General features: G+C 63.0%; 21 protein-coding genes and 1 riboswitch. Of the genes, 10 read left to right on the top strand and 11 right to left on the bottom strand.

Translation table 11 applies throughout. The features are described from left to right. Positions 1-32 precede the first annotated feature (32 nt). Both JYP46_RS13120 and rpmB read right to left on the bottom strand, forming a co-directional pair. Positions 33-665 (bottom strand): queuosine precursor transporter, encoded by a 633-nt coding sequence (locus JYP46_RS13120; protein WP_113153160.1) that lies wholly within the window; start codon positions 663-665, stop codon positions 33-35. A 146-nt stretch (positions 666-811) separates the two neighbouring features. Next, entirely contained in the window at positions 812-1,111 is a 300-nt protein-coding gene (rpmB, locus tag JYP46_RS13115) for a 50S ribosomal protein L28 (RefSeq protein WP_113153159.1), read from the bottom strand. A gap of 257 nt (positions 1,112-1,368) precedes the next feature. Between rpmB and JYP46_RS13110 the strand changes: the two genes are divergently transcribed. Further along, positions 1,369-2,133 (top strand): DUF3108 domain-containing protein, encoded by a 765-nt coding sequence (locus JYP46_RS13110; RefSeq protein WP_206548338.1) that lies wholly within the window; start codon positions 1,369-1,371, stop codon positions 2,131-2,133. A gap of 27 nt (positions 2,134-2,160) precedes the next feature. Next, positions 2,161-3,051, top strand: coding sequence for an aromatic amino acid exporter YddG (gene yddG / locus JYP46_RS13105; RefSeq protein WP_206548337.1), 891 nt, complete (start codon positions 2,161-2,163; stop codon positions 3,049-3,051). A 35-nt stretch (positions 3,052-3,086) separates the two neighbouring features. Here the strand turns inward: yddG and gloB are convergent, their stop codons facing one another. Next, the gene (gene gloB, locus JYP46_RS13100) at positions 3,087-3,854 is read right to left on the bottom strand and encodes a hydroxyacylglutathione hydrolase (RefSeq protein WP_206548336.1); all 768 of its coding nucleotides are present in this window, start codon (positions 3,852-3,854) and stop codon (positions 3,087-3,089) included. 104 nt (positions 3,855-3,958) lie between these two features. On the opposite strand from gloB, the gene JYP46_RS13095 reads away from it, so the two are divergent. Continuing rightward, the gene (locus JYP46_RS13095; RefSeq protein ID WP_206548335.1) at positions 3,959-4,732 is read left to right on the top strand and encodes a class I SAM-dependent methyltransferase; all 774 of its coding nucleotides are present in this window, start codon (positions 3,959-3,961) and stop codon (positions 4,730-4,732) included. A 5-nt stretch (positions 4,733-4,737) separates the two neighbouring features. Then, a complete protein-coding gene (locus tag JYP46_RS13090) occupies positions 4,738-5,805 on the top strand; it encodes an NAD(P)H-dependent flavin oxidoreductase (RefSeq protein WP_206548334.1) in 1,068 nt (355 codons plus the stop codon). Positions 5,806-5,810: 5 nt separating this feature from the next. Here JYP46_RS13090 and metA read toward each other — a convergent pair whose 3' ends face one another. Next, positions 5,811-6,746 (bottom strand): homoserine O-acetyltransferase MetA, encoded by a 936-nt coding sequence (gene metA, locus JYP46_RS13085; RefSeq protein WP_206548333.1) that lies wholly within the window; start codon positions 6,744-6,746, stop codon positions 5,811-5,813. A 76-nt stretch (positions 6,747-6,822) separates the two neighbouring features. Beyond that, positions 6,823-6,900: riboswitch (SAM riboswitch) on the bottom strand. A gap of 117 nt (positions 6,901-7,017) precedes the next feature. Between metA and hisC the strand changes: the two genes are divergently transcribed. Together hisC and JYP46_RS13075 are read left to right on the top strand one after the other, a co-directional pair. Next, on the top strand, positions 7,018-8,118 hold the full coding sequence (gene hisC, locus JYP46_RS13080; protein WP_113153152.1) for a histidinol-phosphate transaminase: 1,101 nt from the start codon (positions 7,018-7,020) through the stop codon (positions 8,116-8,118). A 3-nt stretch (positions 8,119-8,121) separates the two neighbouring features. Further along, entirely contained in the window at positions 8,122-9,057 is a 936-nt protein-coding gene (locus JYP46_RS13075; protein ID WP_206548332.1) for a prephenate/arogenate dehydrogenase family protein, read from the top strand. A gap of 3 nt (positions 9,058-9,060) precedes the next feature. Here the strand turns inward: JYP46_RS13075 and JYP46_RS13070 are convergent, their stop codons facing one another. Next, positions 9,061-10,056 carry a DUF2125 domain-containing protein gene (locus JYP46_RS13070; RefSeq protein ID WP_206548331.1) on the bottom strand — a complete coding sequence of 332 codons (996 nt, stop codon included), beginning with the start codon at positions 10,054-10,056 and terminating at the stop codon, positions 9,061-9,063. A gap of 75 nt (positions 10,057-10,131) precedes the next feature. On the opposite strand from JYP46_RS13070, the gene JYP46_RS13065 reads away from it, so the two are divergent. Further along, the gene (locus JYP46_RS13065) at positions 10,132-10,668 is read left to right on the top strand and encodes a gamma-glutamylcyclotransferase (protein WP_206548330.1); all 537 of its coding nucleotides are present in this window, start codon (positions 10,132-10,134) and stop codon (positions 10,666-10,668) included. Between the two features lie 15 nt (positions 10,669-10,683). On the opposite strand, the gene JYP46_RS13060 is transcribed toward JYP46_RS13065, so the two are convergent. The 4 genes from JYP46_RS13060 to ftsE all read right to left on the bottom strand — a co-directional run bounded on the left by JYP46_RS13060 (position 10,684) and on the right by ftsE (position 14,116). Next, positions 10,684-11,475 (bottom strand): lysophospholipid acyltransferase family protein, encoded by a 792-nt coding sequence (locus tag JYP46_RS13060; protein WP_206546197.1) that lies wholly within the window; start codon positions 11,473-11,475, stop codon positions 10,684-10,686. A 201-nt stretch (positions 11,476-11,676) separates the two neighbouring features. After that, entirely contained in the window at positions 11,677-12,393 is a 717-nt protein-coding gene (locus JYP46_RS13055; RefSeq protein ID WP_206546198.1) for a YdcF family protein, read from the bottom strand. 81 nt (positions 12,394-12,474) lie between these two features. Next, positions 12,475-13,464: a cell division protein FtsX gene (locus JYP46_RS13050; RefSeq protein ID WP_113153147.1), complete on the bottom strand. Its 990-nt coding sequence runs from the start codon at positions 13,462-13,464 to the stop codon at positions 12,475-12,477. Beyond that, a complete protein-coding gene (ftsE, locus tag JYP46_RS13045; protein ID WP_113153146.1) occupies positions 13,457-14,116 on the bottom strand; it encodes a cell division ATP-binding protein FtsE in 660 nt (219 codons plus the stop codon). Before ftsE ends, JYP46_RS13050 begins: the two co-directional genes overlap by 8 nt. Before the next feature lie 170 nt (positions 14,117-14,286). Here ftsE and JYP46_RS13040 point away from each other — a divergent pair, with 170 nt between their 5' ends. The 3 genes from JYP46_RS13040 (at position 14,287) to JYP46_RS13030 (ending at position 15,984) form a co-directional block, all read left to right on the top strand. Continuing rightward, positions 14,287-14,934: a hypothetical protein gene (locus tag JYP46_RS13040; RefSeq protein ID WP_206546200.1), complete on the top strand. Its 648-nt coding sequence runs from the start codon at positions 14,287-14,289 to the stop codon at positions 14,932-14,934. Between the two features lie 69 nt (positions 14,935-15,003). Then, positions 15,004-15,546 carry a hypoxanthine phosphoribosyltransferase gene (gene hpt, locus JYP46_RS13035; RefSeq protein ID WP_206546201.1) on the top strand — a complete coding sequence of 181 codons (543 nt, stop codon included), beginning with the start codon at positions 15,004-15,006 and terminating at the stop codon, positions 15,544-15,546. Positions 15,547-15,618: 72 nt separating this feature from the next. Continuing rightward, on the top strand, positions 15,619-15,984 hold the full coding sequence (locus tag JYP46_RS13030; protein ID WP_113153143.1) for a response regulator: 366 nt from the start codon (positions 15,619-15,621) through the stop codon (positions 15,982-15,984). 63 nt (positions 15,985-16,047) lie between these two features. On the opposite strand, the gene JYP46_RS13025 is transcribed toward JYP46_RS13030, so the two are convergent. Next, on the bottom strand, positions 16,048-16,401 hold the full coding sequence (locus JYP46_RS13025; RefSeq protein ID WP_206548329.1) for a cupin domain-containing protein: 354 nt from the start codon (positions 16,399-16,401) through the stop codon (positions 16,048-16,050). 91 nt (positions 16,402-16,492) lie between these two features. After that, on the bottom strand, positions 16,493-19,078 hold the full coding sequence (locus tag JYP46_RS13020) for a TIGR02302 family protein (RefSeq protein ID WP_206548328.1): 2,586 nt from the start codon (positions 19,076-19,078) through the stop codon (positions 16,493-16,495). Positions 19,079-19,090: the final 12 nt, after the last annotated feature.

Genomic DNA, 19,090 nt, shown 5'->3' with positions numbered 1-19,090 from the left:
CGGAAATCGATTCCGATTTTCGGGCCGATGCTCTAACCCCGGTTATAGGCGGGTTTTGCGCGCAGGAATGTGAGCAGTGCGCCATAAGGCGCGAGCATGGCGAAGCCGATCAGCAGTTTCACCGCGAAATCGCCAAGCGCCAGCGAAAGCCACAAGGGCGCTTCAATGCCTGTGCCGAACAGCGAGACCGGGAAGGCCAGAGAAGCGTCTTCCAGGCCGAATGCCGTGTCGAGAAAGGCAAACCGCGCGGCGAAAGCCAGCGAGAAAAACAGCACCGTGTCGAGCATGGAGCCGATCAGCGTCGAGATGAGCGGCGCGCGCCACCATGCGCTGCCGCGAAGCCGGTCGAACACGGCGACGTCGAGAAGCTGTGCAAAGAGGAACGCTGCGCCCGAGGCAATGGCGATGCGCGGGCTGGCGAGCCAGATCGAGAGAATCACCGCCAGCACGAAGCCTGAAAGCACCACCCGCCGGGCGGCGCCGGGGCCAAAGCGGCGATTCGTCAGATCGTTGATGAGAAACGCCACCGGATAGGTGAAAGCGCCCCAGGTGAGAAGCTCACCCAGGCCAAAATGGCGAAACGGAAACTGAACGAGAAAGTTCGAGGCGGTCACGATGATCGCCATGGAGGCCATGAAAGGCCAGATCGCATAAAGCCGATTCATTTTTTTATCCTGGGTGATGGAACCAGAAAGCTCGCCATCGGTGCAAATCCTGAAAAGGCTTGAAGCCTCAACCCGGAAATGCACGCCCCATGGCGAGCCGATCATCCTGTCAAACAGTGCCCCGGCTTTGCCGGGGCGCAGAAGCCTCAGGCAGCTGCAACCTGTTCGGACATCTTCTTCTCGACCTGCTTCTTCAGCAGACGTGCACGCTGGGAAAGCTCATTCGCTTTCGCCTTCACGAGGAACGCGTCGAGGCCACCACGGTGCTCCACCGTGCGCAGGGCGCTGGCGGAAACGCGCAGACGCACGTTCTGGCCAAGAGCCTCGGACTGCAGGGTCACGTGGCACAGGTTGGGCAGAAAGCGACGACGCGTCCTGTTGTTCGCGTGGCTAACATTGTTGCCGGTCATTACGGCTTTGCCGGTCAGTTCGCAGGCGCGGGACATTTTTCAAACCTTCATCGTCTTGGCCCGTCCATACCCCACTGCCGCACCTTAAATTGGCGGCGCGCGGTTGATCATTGGCGGCCTTATGGAAAAAGTTGCCGTTCCATAGAGATATTTGGCGAGCGGGTCAAGCACCCAGCGCCCCTGTTCGGACAATCTCCATGGCCCTTTTCCAAAGAAATGCCTTAATATTCCTCTTCACGCAAGGGGAAGGGACGCTGCCGGTTCGCCGGCCTGGCTGGAGGAGACCGCTCGTGATGCGGCCTGCTGGATATTGTCTTGTTGTTGCGATTGGCTTTTGCGCCGCTTCAGGAACCGCTCTGGCGGAGACCGAGACGCACCGCCTTCGCTATGATGCGTTTCTCTATGGCATCCCGATTGGAAAGGCCGATTTCACGAGCCGTCTGGATGAAAGCCGCTTCGAGGTTTCGGGGCGGTTCGCCAGCGCCGGCATTGCGCGCCTGTTCGACAAGACGGATGGCACGGTGATTTCGAAAGGCCGGCTCTCCGGCGATGCCGTGACGCCATCTTCCTATGAGCTTGCCTATCTGAGCGGCAAAAAGCGTGAAACGACCACGATCCGTTTTTCCAAGGGGCAGATCACGGAGACGGTGATAACGCCGAAGCCCAAGAAACGCGGCAGGGACTGGGTGGCCGTGTCGAAGAAGGATCTCGCCGGGGCCCTTGATCCGCTGTCGGCCCTGCTGTCGCCAGCGGCAAGTGCAGCCGACGTCTGCAACCGCCGCTTCAAGGTGTTCGATGGCGAAATGCGCGCAGACATCGTTTTCTCGCCGGCAGCCAGGGGAGAGCGGATCGGCACGGACCTGATCACCTGCAGGGCGAAGTTCATCCCGGTCTCGGGTTATCGCAAGGGCCGCTCGACCATCGCTTTCCTGCGCGACAAGGCTCGTCTATTGGTAGCCTTCAGGCCGCTTGGGGCGCGTGGCCATCACACGCCCGTTGAAGCGCGGATCGGTACCAAGGTCGGCACGGTGCACATTCGCGGCCGTCCGGTTGATTGAGGGGCGCATCTGCGCCGGGAGGGGATTTTGGCGCGCGCCACGCTGATCGGATTTACCGCTGTTGCCATGTGGGCGCTTCTGGCGCTTTTTACAGCCGGGTCGGGCGCTGTCCCGCCATTTCTCCTGTCGGCGCTGGCCTTTTCGGTGGCCGCGCTGATCGGTCTCGTCATGCGGGTGGCCGCGCCGTCCTCTGCGCCTGCCGCGCCCATTCCGCCCGTGGTCTGGCTGATCGGCATTGCCGGTCTGTTCGGCTACCACTTTTTCTATTTCACTGCCCTGCGCAATGCGCCGGCGGTGGAGGCGAGCCTGATCGCCTATCTCTGGCCGTTGCTCATCGTGCTCGGCTCCGCGCTCATGCCGGGCGAGCGGCTCGGCTGGCATCACATTGCCGGCGCGCTTCTGGGGCTTGCGGGCACCGCGCTCATCATCACCAAGGGTGGCGGCTTCACCTTCGAGAGCCGCTATGCGCTGGGGTATGCGGCGGCGGGGGCCTGCGCGTTTTTCTGGTCCGGTTATTCGCTCCTGTCGCGCCGTTTTCAGGCCGTGCCGACGAGCGTCGTGACCTGGTTCTGTGCGGCGACGGCGATCCTTTCCGCACTCTGCCATGTGTTGCTTGAAGAAACCGTCTGGCCGGGCTCCACGAGCGAATGGCTGAACGTGCTCGGTCTCGGGCTGATGCCGGTGGGCGCTGCGTTCTACGCCTGGGATTACGGGGTCAAGCGCGGCAACATTCAGGTTCTGGGCGCGGCGAGCTATGCCGCGCCGCTTCTTTCGACGCTGATCCTGATTGCAGCCGGCGCGGCGGAACCCTCCACCAGCATCATCGCCGCCTGTTTGCTGATCACCTTCGGCGCGGTGCTCGCGGCAAAGAACATGATCCTCAAACCGTCGCGGAAAAAGGCCGGCGAGCCGGCCTGATCCCGTGGCGTGAGGTCAGGACCTGTGGTGTGAGGTCAGGAAATGTCCTTGCGTTTCCTGATTTCGGCGAAGACGTCCTCTTCGCTCGCGCCTTCCATACCGAGATTGCGGCGGATCACCGGATCATGCGCGCGCAGGAATGGATTGGTGGCCATCTCCGCGCCGATGGTGGTCGGCAGGGTGGGCCTGCCCTCGCTGCGCAGACGCGCAATCTCCTTTGCACGCTCCTTGAGCACCGGGTTGGTGGGGTCCACCGTCAGGGCGAAGCGCGCATTGGTTTCCGTATATTCGTGGCCGCAATAGACGATTGTCTCAAGCGGCAGGGCGGCAAGCTTCTGGAGTGAGGCGAGCATGACCGGCGGCTTGCACTCGAACAGCCGCCCGCAGCCAAGCGCAAACAGCGTGTCGGCGGTGAACACGACGCCGGAATCGGCGAAGTAATAGCTTACGTGCCCCGCCGTGTGCCCAGGCGTTTCGATCACCCGAACCGCCTGCTTGCCGACGCGCACCGTGTCGCCTTCCTTCACCGTGCTGTCGATGCCGGGAATGCGCCCGGCTTCTGCCGCCGGGCCGATGATGGTCAGGCCGAAACGCTCCTTGAGCGCGAGATTGGCTTCCACATGGTCGGGGTGATGGTGGGTTGTCAGGATCATCGTCGGACGCCAGCCGGTGCGTTCCACGGCTGACAGGATGGCGCGTTCTTCCGGCGCGTCGATCAGCGCCGTTTCGCCGGTTTCGCTGTCATGGGCCAGAATGCCGAAATTGTCGCTGCGACAGATGAATTGTTCGATTTCCAGGGCCATGAATCTCTCCGTTGTCGGCTGGACGATAGGGCGGGGGCGGCGGCTTGTCACGCCGGGTGCGACAATTCTTGCCGGTGTCGTGGAAGGGGGGTACCGTCCCTGCCATGATTTCGGACATTGTTGCGCTTCGCGCCTTCTATTCCTCCCTGCTCGGTCATTTGGCCGAGCGCTCCATCGCCATGGCGCTTTCCGCCATCTGGTCGAAAAGCACCAGCGAGCGGTTTGTCGGGCTTGGCTACACGCTGCCCTGGCTCGACCGTTTCGGCGCGGATGCGGAGCGCACCTTCGCCTTCATGCCGGCCATGCAGGGCGCGGTGCCGTGGCCCTCGGGCAAACCCTCCGCCACCGCTCTGGTGTTCGAGGAGGAACTGCCGCTGCCCGACGCCTCGGTTGATCGCGTGCTGATGGTGCATGCGCTGGAGCATGTGGAGAACCCGCAGCAGGCGCTTCTGGAAATCTGGCGTGTGCTGGCCCCGGGCGGGCGGTTGATCATTGCCGTGCCGAATCGGCGTGGCATGTGGGCGCGTTTCGAGCACACGCCGTTTGGCACCGGGCGGCCCTATTCGCGCGCCCAGCTTGCCGAGGCGCTGCGCGAGGCGAATTTCACCGCCACGGCCTGGGGGGACGCGCTGCACTTCCCGCCATCCGAGCGGCGCTTCATGCTGCGGCTGCATCAGCTTCTGGAGCAGGCCGGGCGGCGCTTCTGGCCGATTTTCTCGGGCGTTCTGGTGGTCGAGGCTGAGAAGCGCCTTTATCAGGGATTGCCGGTGGCGGCGCGGGCCTCGCGGCGCGTTTTCGTGCCGGTGCTTTCGCCGCAGGGCGCAACACGGGTTGGCGGCCTTCGTCGCACTGGGAGCCGAAACGGGGGAAAGGGATAACCATCATGGCAATGAGCACATCCGTTACGGAACTCTTCGGCATCGAACTGCCGATCCTTCTGGCGCCCATGGCGGGATCTGCCGGATCGGCGCTTGCGATTGCCGTGAGCAGCGCCGGCGGTCTGGGCTCGCTGCCCTGCGCCATGCTGACGCCGGAGAAGATACGCGCCGAGATGGAGGCCATCCGAAAGGGAACGGACGGACCGGTCAATCTGAACTTCTTCTGCCATGTGCCGCCTGAACCCGATCCCGCGCGCGAGGCGGCATGGCGCGAGCGCCTGCGGCCTTTTTATTCCGAATTCGGCATTGACCCCGATGCGGCCCCGCCCGGTGGCGGGCGCAATCCTTTCAACGAGGAAAGCTGCGTCATCGTCGAGGAGACGCGCCCGGAAGTGGTGAGCTTTCACTTCGGCCTGCCGGATGAGGCGCTGATGGCGCGCGTGCGCGAAGCGGGGGCGAAGATCATCGCTTCGGCGACCACCGTGGCCGAGGCGCGCTATCTGGAAGAAAACGGCTGCGACGCCATCATCGCGCAGGGCGCGGAAGCAGGCGGACATCGCGGCGTCTTTCTGGAGCCGGAAATTGCGACGCAGCCCGGCACGCTGGCGCTGGTGCCGCAGGTGGTGGACGCGGTTTCCATTCCGGTCATTGCAGCCGGTGGCATCTGCGACGGGCGCGCCGTGGCGGCCTGTTTCATGCTTGGCGCTTCCGCAGTGCAGGTGGGGACGGCCTATCTGCAATCGCCCGAGGCGCTGACCGGCGCGGGCCATCGCGATGCGCTGGCGCTGGCGCGGGACGACCGCACGGTTCTGACCAATGTGTTCACCGGCAGGCCAGCCCGCGGGCTTTTGAACCGCTTCGTCAGCGAAGTGGGACCGATGAGCGATGATGCGCCGGAGTTTCCGCTGGCGACGGCTGCCATTGGCCCGCTGCGCGCTGCGGCGGAAAAGGCCGGGGTGAGCGATTTCTCGCCCTTATGGGCGGGGCAGGCGGCGGCTCTGGCCGCGCCCATGCCGGCGGGCGAACGCACGGTGAAGCTCGCCCGCGACGCTGCCGCGCTTCTACGCGGCTAGCAATTTCATTTCGTAGCCTTATGCCCTGCGCCGATCTCCGCCAGATCGTAGGGCGTCGACTGGTAGACCTGGTTGATCCAGTTGCCGAACAGAAGATGCGCGTGCGAGCGCCAGCGGTTTAAGGGCGGGCGGCTCGGATCATCATCGGGGTAATAGCCGTGCGGCACGGCGACCTCGGTTCCCGAAGCCACATCGCGATCATATTCCTCCTTCAGCGAAGTGGAATCATATTCGATGTGGTTGAACATGTAGAGCCGGTTGCCCGTCTCCTCCGTCAGCAGGCATGGCCCCGTGACATCCGATTCCATCAGCACCTGCAGGCCCGTTTCTGGCTGAATGTCGGCGGAGCGCACTTCGGTCCAGCGTGACACCGGAATGGCGAAATCGTCGGAGAAACCGGCGAGGAAGGGCGAGGCGGGTGCGTTGTTGCGATGGCGGAAGACGCCGAACGCCTTCTTCTCCAGCGTGTATTTGGGAATGCGGTGAAAGTGCCATGCGGCGGCCATTGCGCCCCAGCAGATGAAGAAGGAGGAGTGGACGTTGGTCAGCGTCCAGTCGAAAATCTTCTCCAGTTCCTTCCAGTAGGTGACGTCTTCGAACGACAGAAGCTCGATGGGCGCACCCGTGATGATGAAGCCGTCGAACTTGCGGTCACGCACTTCTTCCCAGGTCTGGTAGAACGAGATGAGGTGGTCTTCCGACGTGTTCTTGGCGCGGTGGTTGCCGATGCGCACAAGCGTCAGCTCCACCTGAAGCGGCGAAGCGCCGATGAGGCGGGCGAACTGCGTTTCGGTGCGGATCTTGTTCGGCATGAGGTTGAGCAGTCCGATCTGCAGCGGGCGGACGTCCTGCCGCAGCGCTGTTTCCTCGTCCATCACGGACACACCTTCACGCACGAGCACGTCGCGGGCGGGAAGCTGGTCGGGGATCTTGATCGGCATTGTTTTGCTCCAAACAAAAAGGACCGGGCTCCAAACAAAAAGACCGGCAGCGAAATCGCGGCCGGTCTCAGCAATATTCTTGCATCGCACGGCCTTTTAGCGAGTTGTTTTACGTGGCTGCAAGCCGACCGGCCAAATCACCACGAATAGAGATCATTATTTAAGGTGGCGTTTTCTTTGCGTCAATCGCCGTCATGGTCTAAAGCATCTGACGGATTTTCGCCTGAGACAGGCGTTCCCATCAACCGTTTCCCTAGAGCAGGACCATTCAATGAGCACGTCCGACCGTCCCGAACCGAAGCCCGGTGTCATGGATATCGCCGCTTATGTACCCGGTCGCGAAAGCGCGCCCGGCGCCATGAAGGTGTGGAAGCTCTCCTCCAACGAGTCCCCGCTTGGCCCTTCGCCAGCGGCCGTTGAGGCGATCTCCAAAACCATGGGACATCTGGAGCTCTATCCGGACGGTTCGGCGACGGCGCTGCGCGAGGCGATTGCCGAGACATATGGCCTGAACCCGGCCAACATTCTCTGCTCCAATGGTTCTGACGAACTGCTCGGCCTGCTGGCCCAGACCTACATCAAGCCCGGCGATGAAGGCATCTTCACCGAGCATGGCTTCCTCGTTTACCGCATCCAGATCCTGGCTGCCGGCGGCAAGCCGGTGGTGGTGAAGGAAGACAATGAGCGCACCGACGTGGATGCGATCCTTGCGGCGGTGACGCCGAAGACGCGCATCGTTTTCCTGGCCAACCCGAACAATCCGACCGGCACCTATATTCCGGTTGAAGAGGTGCGCCGCCTGCAGGCCGGCCTGCCGAAGGATGTGCTTCTGGTGCTGGACGCCGCCTATGCGGAATACGTGCGCCGCAACGACTATGAAGCCGGTATCGAGCTGGTGTCGTCGAGCGAGAATGTCGTCATGACGCGCACCTTCTCGAAGATCCACGGCATGGCGGCGCTGCGCATCGGCTGGATGTATGCGCCGGCTCACGTGGTGGACGCGGTGAACCGCGTGCGCGGCCCCTTCAACGTCAATGCGCTGGCCATTGAGGCCGGTGCTGCGGCGATCCGCGACAAGGCGCATCTGCAGCGCGCGCTCGAGCACAACGAGACCTGGAGCGCCTGGCTGGTTGAAGAGCTTGGCAAGCTTGGTCTGCGCGTGACGCCCAGTGTCTGCAACTTCCTGCTGATCCACTTCCCGGAGAATGGCGGCAAGACGGCTGCGGAGGCCGATGCCTTCCTTGGTTCGCGCGGTTATGTGCTGCGGCGTGTGGTGCCTTATGGTTTCCCCAACGCCCTGCGCCTGACCGTCGGCCCGGAAGAGGCCAACCGCGGCGTCGTCGCCGCTCTCAAGGAATTCATGGAAGGCTGAATCGTGCCTGACCCTCTTTTTAACAAGGTCGCGCTGATCGGCATCGGCCTGATTGGCTCGTCGCTTGCACGCGCCATCAGGCATGCCGGTCTGGCGTCGACCGTCGCCATCTCGACGCGCAGTGAACAGACGCTGGAAAAGGCCCGCGAGCTGGAACTGGGCGATGTCTACGAGCAGGACGCCGCTGCGGCGGTGCGCGATGCCGATCTGGTGATCATTTCGGTGCCCGTTGGCGCTTCGGGTGCGGTGGCGCAGGCGATTGCGCCGGCGCTGAAGCCGGGCGCGATCGTGACCGACGTTGGCTCCACCAAGGCATCTGTTGTCGCGCAGATGCAGCCGCATCTGCCGGACACTGTGCATTTCATTCCCGGCCATCCCATTGCCGGTACGGAGGATTCCGGACCTGCCGCCGGTTTTGCCGATCTGTTTGAGGGGCGCTGGTGCATTCTGACGCCGCTGCCGGACACGGATGCGGATGCGCTGGCGCGTCTGTCAGCCTTCTGGGAAGGCTGTGGCGCGATGGTCGACAGCATGGACCCGGAGCACCACGACATGGTGCTGGCCATCGTTTCGCACCTGCCGCACATCATCGCTTACAACATTGTCGGTACGGCGGACGATCTGGAAGCGGTGACGAAATCCGAGGTCATCAAATACTCGGCCTCAGGTTTCCGCGATTTCACGCGTCTGGCAGCGTCAGACCCGACCATGTGGCGTGATGTGTGCCTGCACAACAGTGATGCCATTCTGGAGATGCTGGCGCGTTTTTCGGAAGACCTTTCCGCGCTTCAGCGCGCGATCCGCTGGGGCGATGGCGACAAGCTGTTCGAGATGTTCACGCGCACCCGCGCCATCCGTCGCTCCATCATCGAGGCGGGCCAGGACATCGACGTTCCGGACTTCGGACGTCACGCGCTGGCCCATCCCGAAAAGCCGTAAGGCTTATCTGACGGGCGGCACGCGCCCGAGCGGAATGAAACCGACAAAGACACGGCCCTGGCGGATATTGACCGGCAGGGTCGGCGCCTTGCCGAGATTGGCAAGCCCCGACGTGATGCTTTGGATCTGATCGCGCTGTGCGGGGAAAAGATCGCCGGCAAGACGCGCAATGGTCTGCGGCTCGTTGACCGTGACGCGCAGCTCGGCGTCAATCAGACCGTTCTCCGCAATACGTATCGGCCCCTGAAGGCTGAGCCCGGCCTCGGTGCCGGCCACGCTGAGGCGCAGGTTCTGCACATTGCCGGAGCGTCCACGCAGCCCGTTTCGTGCATTGGCCAACAGCGCCACGCCATCATCCAGCGACAAAAGCACTTCACCATCAAGCGCCGGAATGGTCGCGCCGCTGGTGAGAGCCGGGTCGAGCGAGAGCTTCTGCGCGATGAAGGCGAAATCCACATTCGCGCCGTTCTGGCGCGTGTGGGTCTGAATGCTGTCTGCGCGCGCAATGGGCTGACGTGTATCGTCGTCCAGCGTCAGGACCACATTGGTGGCCTCGCTCGAAACGCGCTCCGGCAGGCGGGTGGTGAGACGCGCACTGAGGCGCATATTGTCCCAATTCGCTTCAACCGGCGGGAAATGGGGGGCGGTAATTTTCGCGGGCGAATCCAGTTCACCCACGGTGCGCATCGGCTGATAGACCTGCGCTGCGGAACGGAACGCGCCGGCATTCACGGAGACGCCGGTCTCGGCGTTTTCGAAGGAAACGCTGCGGCAGAACAGGCCGATGCGGAAGGGATAACCCCGGGCCGTCGGATCCTCGCAATTGACGTTCTGCTGGCCGAGATTGATGTCCTCGATGGCCGTGATGGTGCGGCGCTCCAGCGTGTCGGCAGCATAGAACCAGCCGCCGGTGTAAACGAGAATGGCCAGCACAATGAACAGCGCGAACAGCAGGAAGCGGCGGCTGGTATTGCGTTTGGTGCGTTTTCTTGACGGCATGAAGTCCTCCGGTTAACCCGTTCGCCACCAGTGATGACGACACAGCAACACCCTTTCAAGCATTGGGCAGGCGATATGGACGATTTTTGGGTCTTTGGCTACGGATCGCTGATGTGGCGGCCGGGTTTCGCCCACACCGAGACCCGCAAGGCCAGGCTGCACGGCTATCGCCGGGCGCTCTGCATCCATTCGCATGTGCATCGCGGCACGCCGGACCGGCCGGGGCTGGTGCTCGGGCTGGACCGTGGCGGTTCATGCCTTGGGCTCGCTTTTCGCGTGCCGGGAGAATTGCAGCACGAAGTGGTGGACTATCTGCGCGAGCGCGAGCTGGTCACCAATGTCTATCTGGAGCGCCGGGTGGGCATTCGGCTTGAGGATGGTTCGGCGGTCGAGGCTTTGACCTATGTGGTCGACCGCGCCCACGGGCAATATGCCGGTAGCATGGACATCGACCACGCGGCGCAGCAGGTGAGCGCGTCCGTCGGGCAATCCGGGCCCAATGTCGACTATGTGCGCAACACGGTCGAGCACCTGCAGGCGCTGGGCATTCGCGATCACTGGCTTGAAGCGGTGGCTGCCCGCATCGGCAATGCGGGCAAGGGCGCTATCTAGGGGCAGGACACGGCTTCAGGAGGCGGCGGTGACGCCCAGCTCCTGAAGGCGTTTGCGGGCTGTCTCCGGCAGCGGCGGCGGATTGGCCGATGTGGCTGCCTCCACCAGCATTTCATCGCAGGCCGCTTCCGTTTCGCCGACAAGGCGCTTCTGGAACTCCTCGCGCGACAGGCCGGGTTCGATGGGCGGCAGGAAGCGCGCGCGAATGACGCCCGGATGGCGCAGGAACTTGCGCCGGGGCCAGAACAGGCCGGCCGCATGCGCAACCGGCACCACCGGAACGCCAAGCTGCGCGTAGAGCTCGACAATGCCGTATTTATACGCCGGTTCCGCGCCCGGCGGACGGCGCGTGCCTTCGGGATAGATGATGAGCTGGCGATTTTCCTTCATCAGCTCATGGGCCTGCTTTACCGCCTGCTTGAGGGCCTTGGTGCGGCTGCCGCGATTGATCGGGATCATGCGCATCTTGGCCACGTACCAGCCGAAGAAGGGGATCCACATCAGTTCGCGCTTCAGGATGTAGAGCGCATCGGGGATGTGCGGCAGAAAGGCAATCGTGTCCCAGAAGGACTGATGCTTGGGCGCGATGATGCAGGGACCGTCCGGGAGGTTCTCCAGCCCTGAAATCTCCGAGCGCCCGCCGGTCATCGCCTGTTGCAGCCACAGGCTTGAGGCGGCCCAGAACTTCGGCACGAACCACGCCTTCTTGCGTGGCAGCAGGAAGAAGATGGGTGTCCAGAACAGCATCTGCACGATGAGGTTCAGGTAGAAGACGGCATTGAAGGCGGCTGATCGGATGAGGAGCATGAATATGGCCCGTTTGAGCAATTCCAGGAAAAGTGGGAACCGGTTTTCCGTCCGGAATTGCACGAAAACAATGAATTAGAGCGTTTTCACGATTCAGCGAAAAGCGGAAACGCTCTAGGTTCTTGTGAGGCTCTTACAGCAACCGGGGAGCGAGGCAAAGCGCCTGTGGCCAGAGTGTGGTGCGGGGAGTGCGGCCGGATTTCAATTTCCCTGCAGATCGGCCTTTGCGGTTTCTGCCGTCTTTTTCAGGAATGTCATGCGGGGAAGGGGGACGACCTCGCGCACCAGTGCGCCGACATATTTCGTGTATTCCGTGGCGAGCACGCGCAGCGCGTTCGGCTTTGCCAGCCATGCGCCATTGTCGAGCGGCGTGTTGACCACGGGATAGGGATGCACCTGCGCATCGGGCAAAAGGCGGCGCATTTCCAGAAGGCTGCGCGGCATGTGGTAATTGTTGGTCACCAGGATGATGCTGTCATAGGCGTTGGCCTGCACCCATTTGGCGCTTTCCTCGGCATTGCCGATCGTGTCGAGCGCGGCATGGTCGATGTCGACGCAGCATTCGAAGAGTTCTGTCTCGCTGCCGGTGGCGATCCGCAGATCGTCTGCCCGGGCGATCGGGTTGACGCCGCTGATGAGAAGGCGTTTTCCCTTGCCGTTTTTCAGGAGTTCGACAGCGGCGTCGATGCGCGACTGGCCGCCGGTGAGGACGACGATGCCGTCTGCATCGTCAATGTCGCGGGGGACGGAGAGATGGCCGATATGGTCGGCAAATAAACCGAAGCCTGCGATGAAAACGAACACACCGATGGTGCACACCAGCAAAAGCACCCTGAACACGCGACGCGCGCCGGATCGCCGGCTGCGGCGTGGTGCGTGACCCTGGCCTTTCAGGCCATGCTGGGGCTCCTGTGTCATGCGGTGATCGTTAACTGCAAATTGCGGCGATGGATAGTCGACACGCATCCGGTGAACAGGTCAATTGGGACATCATCGCGGCTACATCGTGTCGGGATGGGCGGTGTCGACATTCTTCAGATAGGAGAGCACCGTCACATGGGTGGTTGCCGCCGTCAGGACGGCAATCACGATCACGATTGCGCCGACGCCGATATAGCCGGATGGGCCGATAGCGAAATTGCCGAACAGGGCCGTGGCCTGATCGGCCTCGGGCGTGGCCATGTTGCGCGATGACCACCAGTAGAAGCCGATGAAGACGAGGATGGCGGCAAGGCCGCCGGCGGCAGCGCCTTTCATGCCGGCAAACAGGAAGTGCCGGCGGAATTGCGAGGCGATGAAGGGCGCTTCCGCCCCCACGAAATGCAGCACCTCGATGATGTGTCCATTGCCGGCCATCGCGCCGCGCGTGGCGAAGATGACGGTGAGCGCCGTGGCCGAAAGCATCAGCGCCAGCGCGGACATGCCGATGGTGACCGTGGTGCGCGCCATGGCGACGAGCCGGTCGACCCAGGTGCGGTGATCGTCCAGCGTCGCATTGGCGACGTTTTGCGCAAGTTCTGCGCGCATGGCCGCGAAATCGGGCCGTGCTGTCGGGTCGATGGTGACGATCACGAGCCGGGGGACGGGCAGGCTCTCAATGTCGAGACCGGTTCCGAGCCACGGTTCGAGCAGGCGTGCGGTGGCCTCGGCGTCGACGATGTTTGCGTTGAGAACGCCATTGTAACCGGCGGCGATGTCGCGGGCCTGGGCGAGGGCGGCGTCCATGTCCAGCCCCTCATCGGGTTTGATCTGGATGGTCGCTTCGCGGGAGATCTGCGTCTGCCAGGTGGAGGCTGTGTCGCGCACCAGCGTCACCGCGCCCAGGGTGAGGCACGAAAGAAAGGTCATGATCGCGATCACGAGCACCATGGCGCGGCCGGCAATGTTGTCCGACGGCACGATGGGTGTCTGCTTGCGCGACACCGCGCCGCGCGCGCCCGAACTCAGGCGTGCGCCGACATTCTTCAGGAGGCGGGTCGTCTCAGTCATAGATTTCCAGCCTTCCGCCCGAGAGCACCATGCGGCGCGCATCCACCTGATCCATCAGGCCGAGGTCGTGGGTGGCGATGACGACGGCGGTGCCGAGCCGGTTGAGCTCCAAAAGAAGCCGCAGCAGGCGGCGGGCGAGTTGCGGGTCCACATTGCCGGTCGGTTCGTCGGCGAGCAGGATGCGGGGCTGCTCGATGAGGGCGCGGGCGATGGCGGCGCGCTGCTTTTCACCGCCGGACAGGATGGGCGGCAGCACATGCATGCGCTCGCCTAAACCCACCCATTTCAGGAGTTCGATCACGTCGCTGCGATAGGTGGATTCATCGCGCCCGCGAACGCGCAGCGGCAGCGCCACATTCTCATAGGTGGTGAGATGATCCAGCAGACGGAAATCCTGAAAGACCACGCCGATATTGCGGCGCAGGAGCGGCAGCTCCGTGCGGGTGATCTTGGAGCGGTCCTTGCCGAAAATCGTGATCAGGCCGCGCGTCGGCTTCAGCGACATGAAAAGCAGGCGCAGGAGCGTTGTCTTGCCGGCGCCGGAAGGGCCGCTCAGAAACTGGAAGGATCGCTCCGGCAAATGAAACGAGACATCGCGGAGGATCTCCGGACCCATCCCGTATCTATGGCCGACATTTTCAAATCGAATCACGAGGAACCTGCGTTCGTTGGGTGGCGGGTGTTGCCGGGACGCATTCTGTCAGACCATCAATGCGCATGGTTAATAGCAAGTTAACTCCTGCTTGATATGCGGGAGGTCGAAGCATTAACCATTTCCATTTAGCCCGGAAAGGCGGATCACGAAAGGATAGTCTGCCGGCTATGAGGCACTCCGACAGCGCACGCCCTCTTTCGGGCGAAATCATGATGCCCGACCGGGCGCGCGGATCGCAGCGTCAAAGCGATGCCGGGCGCGATGCCGGGCGCGATGTGGTCGATGTGGGCTTCGAAACGCTTGCGCCCGGCGAGAACACCGAAGCGCGCAAGCCGCGCGCGGCGCTGCCGTCGGGTGAAACCGTCTCGGGCCTCGACATGCTGAAGCCGGGCGCAGCACACCGGCGCGTGAAGCGCGGGCCGGCAGGCCCGCTGTTCTGGGCGGTGGGCGCGCTTTTCATCGCCGGCGCGTTCTGGGTGTCTGGCGGGCACAGCCTGGTGCAGGCGATGGATTTCGGTCAGCGGGAGACGCCGTCGCAGGCCCTGCGTCTGGTGGAGGTGACATCGCGCGTCGAGCGGCAGGGATCGCAGGCGCTTCTCATCGTTGATGGCGCAGCCTTTAACGGCGGCAGCAAGATTGTCGCCATTCCATCAATCTCCATCAACGTTACCTCCGAAAACGGCTCGACAACGCGTTATTTTTTGGGGACAAACGAACAACACCTCGGACCGGGCGCGCGCTTTCCCTTCTCCAGTCGGCTGGTCGCGCCTAGTGAAGGTGTAAAGTCCGTTTCTGTGACGTTTCGTTCGTCGTAGATCATCTGCTGAATACCCGGTTCCGGACCAGAACGTTTCGGGACCGCCCTTACAGGAGTTCGCCGCCCCATGCCTGTTGTACGCGGCAAGGAAATCGAGGTTTTGTTCTCGGCCTCGACCATCGCAAGGCGCAATCTGGAACTCGCCAAGGACATCGCTTCGCGCGAGTATGACGACCTTCTGGTGATCTCCGTTCTCAAGGGATCGTTTATTTTCGCAGCCGATCTGATCCGCGCGATGCACGATGTGGGCATCTCGCCGGAAGTGGAGTTCATCATGATCTCCAGCTACGGGGCGGGCACGGAAAGCGGCAAGATCAAGGTGTTGCGCGACATCGACAACGATGTGAAAGGGCGCGACATCCTTCTGGTGGATGACATTCTGGAATCCGGCAAGACACTGAAGCACACGAGCGAACTGATGATGTCGCGCGGCGCAAAATCGGTGTCCGTTGCGGTGCTGCTCGACAAGCATTCGCGGCGGCAGACGGAAATCAACGCCGATTTTGTCGGTTTTGAATGCCCCGACTATTTTGTCGTGGGCTATGGAATGGACGTGGCGCACGCGTTTCGCGAGCTGCCTTTCGTCGGCATCGTCAAGGGCGATGCCTGAACGGAGTGATTTTTAGAAAAGTGGGGGCTGGCGTATTTACCGAAGGGTAATCGGATCGGGTGAAAACAGGTCATGGCTAAGCTTCTTATTGTCGAAGACGACGACTCCGTACGTAATTTTACCGCCCGCGCGCTGAGCGCTGCCGGTCACACCGTGGAAACCGCGGGTGACGGGCTGGAAGGGCTTGAGCGAATCAATGAAACGGCCGGCGATTACGATCTGGTCCTGTCGGACATTCGTATGCCGGCCATGGACGGCATCGAGATGGCGCGGGCTGTGGCAAACGCCTTTCCGGGCCTGCGTCTTCTCCTGATGACCGGCTATGCGGATCAGCGCGAACGCGCCGTGGAGCTTGAAGGCACCGTCAAGGGCGTCGTGAACAAGCCCTTCACGCTGAGCGAACTGCGCCAGCGGGTTGGCGAGGTTCTCGCGGCCTGACCGGCGCTTCTGCAATGGTTCAGATTGCCCGCCATGCCTCCGGATGGGGGCGGGGGCGGGCGATCAGATGACCGTGCGTTTCGCAGCCGTGGCTGCGTCGCCGGTGTTCGGTGTGCCCGTTGGCTCGATCAAGAGGAGATGCGCTTCCTTGCGGGCCACCGGGCAATGCTCGACATCTTTCGGCACGACGAACATTTCACCTGCTTTCAGCGTGACGGTGCGGTCGCGCAGCTGAATGTCGATTTCGCCCTTTAGCACGAGAAAGAAATCGTCGGTGGCGGGGTGAGAATGCCATTTGAACTCGCCCTCGACCTTTACGACCATCACGTCATGGCCGTTGAAGGTGGCCACGGTTCGCGGTGACCATTTCTCGTCAAAGGCAGACAGTTTTTCCGCCAGATTTATCGCATCACTCATCGCACCCCTCCGCTTCATGAAATGAAAATACGCAAAATGCCGAAACGTGACGGGTCCGGGTTGTTCTGTGGGCGAAGGCCCCGGCAGTCGGCTACTGCATGTTGAGTAGCCGTTCGAGATATTCCTTTTCGAGGGCAGGGCTCAGCGCATCGCCGAGGCGCTTGCGGATGGCGTCCAGAATGCGGCGCGCGCGCTGGGTGTCGATCTCGTCGGGAACGTCGACCGAATCGCCGAAATCCGGCCCCGTGGTCGCCTGCGGACGCCCAAGCGGATCGCGGCCATTATTGCCCTGCCGATAGCCCTGTTCGCCGCCGCCCTGCTCACCCTGCATGGCCTGCTGCATCTGGTTCATCATGTCCTGCGCGCCGCGCCGCAACGCTTCGAGCGCACGGCCCTGTTCGCCCACGGCCTGCTCGCCTTCACCCTCGCCAAGCGCGCCTTCGGCTTCGCCCATGGCCTCGCCGGCTTCGCCGAAACCTTCGCCGGGCTTGATGCCCAGCCCCTCAAGGCCCTCCATCAGGCTTTCCAGATCCTGCCGCAGCATGCCCTGACCCTGTTGCAGGCCGCGCATGGCGTCGGCGAATTCTTCCGGCGTCATGCCCTGACCCTGTCCGGGCTGCTGGCCCTGACCGGGCTGGTTCTGCCCTCCCTGCCCCTGTTGACCGCGCTCGCCCTGCTGGCCTTCCTGACCGGACTGCCCGCGCTGCCCGCGTTCCATCTGGTCCATGCGGAAGGTCTCGTTCATCAGCTCCTGCTGCTTGCGCATCAGATTGCCGAGCTCGTCCATCTGCTGGCGCATTTCTGATTGCTGGCCACCCTGCTGCCCCTGCTGGGAGCGGCCGGCCTGCAGATTGTTCATCATGTTCTCAAGCTGGGAGAGCAGCTCCTGCGCCTGATCGCGCGCGCCGGATTTTGCCAGTTCCTCGATCTGGTCGAGCATGCGCTCCAGATCGCTCTGGTTCAGCATCTGGCTGTTCTCCGGCATCTGCTGGGCCAGATCGGGGTTCTGCTGCGCGCGCTCGGCGAGTTCGCGCATGAACTCCTGCATGGCGCTGCGCAATTCGTCCATCAGCTGGGCGATTTCCTCGTCGCTCGCGCCGTCTTCAAGCGCCTGCCTCAGGGCTTCCTGGGCCTGCCGCAGACGCTTCTCGGCAGCGGTGAGGTCGCCATCCTCGATGATGAGTGCGATCTCCCAGAGATAATCGACCACGCTGCGCAACTGGTCGTCCGACTGCGCCGTTGCAAGCCGCGAGCGGGCCGCCGAAACACCGAGGAAATGGGCGAGATCGCTCAGCGTTCTTTCCGGCCATGTCATGACCGCGTCCATCAGGTCGAGAACGCGCTGCTTGCCATTGGCGTCCAGCGCCAGAATGCGTCGCTGCTCCACCAGCGCCTTGGCCAGCGGATTGGTGAAGATGCGCTCCGGCAGGGTCACGATTTTCGCTTCGCTCAGCGCTTCCTGCCCTGCATCGTCGACCGCGCGCAGCGTAATCGTCACCGAACTGCCGGCCCACGGGTGCTCGGTGAGGTCGCGTGAGGTCTTCGCGGCGATGCTCTTGCCATCGCGGCGCGGCAGGGTGAGCGCCAGGTCGGGCGCTTCGTAGAGCGGGCGTGCATCGGTCGCCTGCCAGGCCTGCCTGAACAGCGCCTGGGCTTCGGCAGCCCCGTAATCGTCCTCGATTTCGTAGACGAGTTCCAGCGCGCCATTGACGGCGCGTCTGGGGTCTTCGGCAAAGCGGATTGCCGGGGGATTGTCCGGCGTCACCGAAAAGAGCCAGCTTTCGATCTCCTGACCGTCGCGCTTCAGGATGAGCTTGCCATCGCCGGCAAGCGTGCTGGCGAAACGGCGGGCGGTGGCGGCGGAGGAAAGCGTTTCGCTCTGCGACGCGCCTTCCGGCTCGATCAGGGTTTCCGCGTCATCGACGCCAAGGAAGGAAAGCGTTTCCGTGCCCGATCCGCCGGTGACCCGCAGCGCGAGCATGCTGCCCTGCGGCACGGTGAAGTGGTCGGTTTCGCGATTGGCCTCTGCGGTCAGATAGAGCGGTGCGCGGCGGGTGTAGTTGGGCGGCGTCACCCAGGCGTCGATCCGCGGGGGAACCACTTCCGCCCCGCCATTGGCCCGAAAACCGTCCAGAATGCTGCCGCCATAGGGGCCGGTGGAGAAGGCTGCCGCAATGACCAGAAGCAATGCAGCGGCTGCGCGCAGGCCCCAGGGATCTTTTTCCGGCACGCCGGTTTCCGGCAGGTCGCCGCGCAGATTGTTCAGCCTTCCGGCCATGCGCTTCTGGTGTTCGCGCCATAAGGCGTCGGCAAATTCGTTCTGGCTACCGGCGAGCCGGTCCGATTGCGTTGCGACGGGCTCATGCTCAAGCTGATTGACCCGCTCGATGCGCCGGTCGATTTCAGCCGGTTGCGGGCGGCGGAAGCCGCGCAGACGCCAGAGTGCCGCGAGGCTTGCAAGTCCGAGCAGACCGAGAACGGCGGTCCGCACCATGTCGGGCATGAGCCTGAAGAGGCCAAGCCAGGAAATGCTCAGGAACAGGCTGACAATGACGACGAGCGGCAGGACAAGCGGCCAGAGACGTTCCACCACCATGACGGAACGGATGGCAAACCGGGTGCGCGCGAGGCGCGCGAACCGGCTCCTGTGCGTTTGCCCTGTCGGTGTTTCAGCCATAGGCGCTCTCTG

This window comes from Nitratireductor aquimarinus, from assembly GCF_017255295.1.
Lineage (GTDB): Bacteria > Pseudomonadota > Alphaproteobacteria > Rhizobiales > Rhizobiaceae > Nitratireductor > Nitratireductor aquimarinus.
The sequence above is the reverse complement of the archived record's forward strand: the minus strand, read 5'-3'. Positions and strand labels throughout refer to the sequence as shown.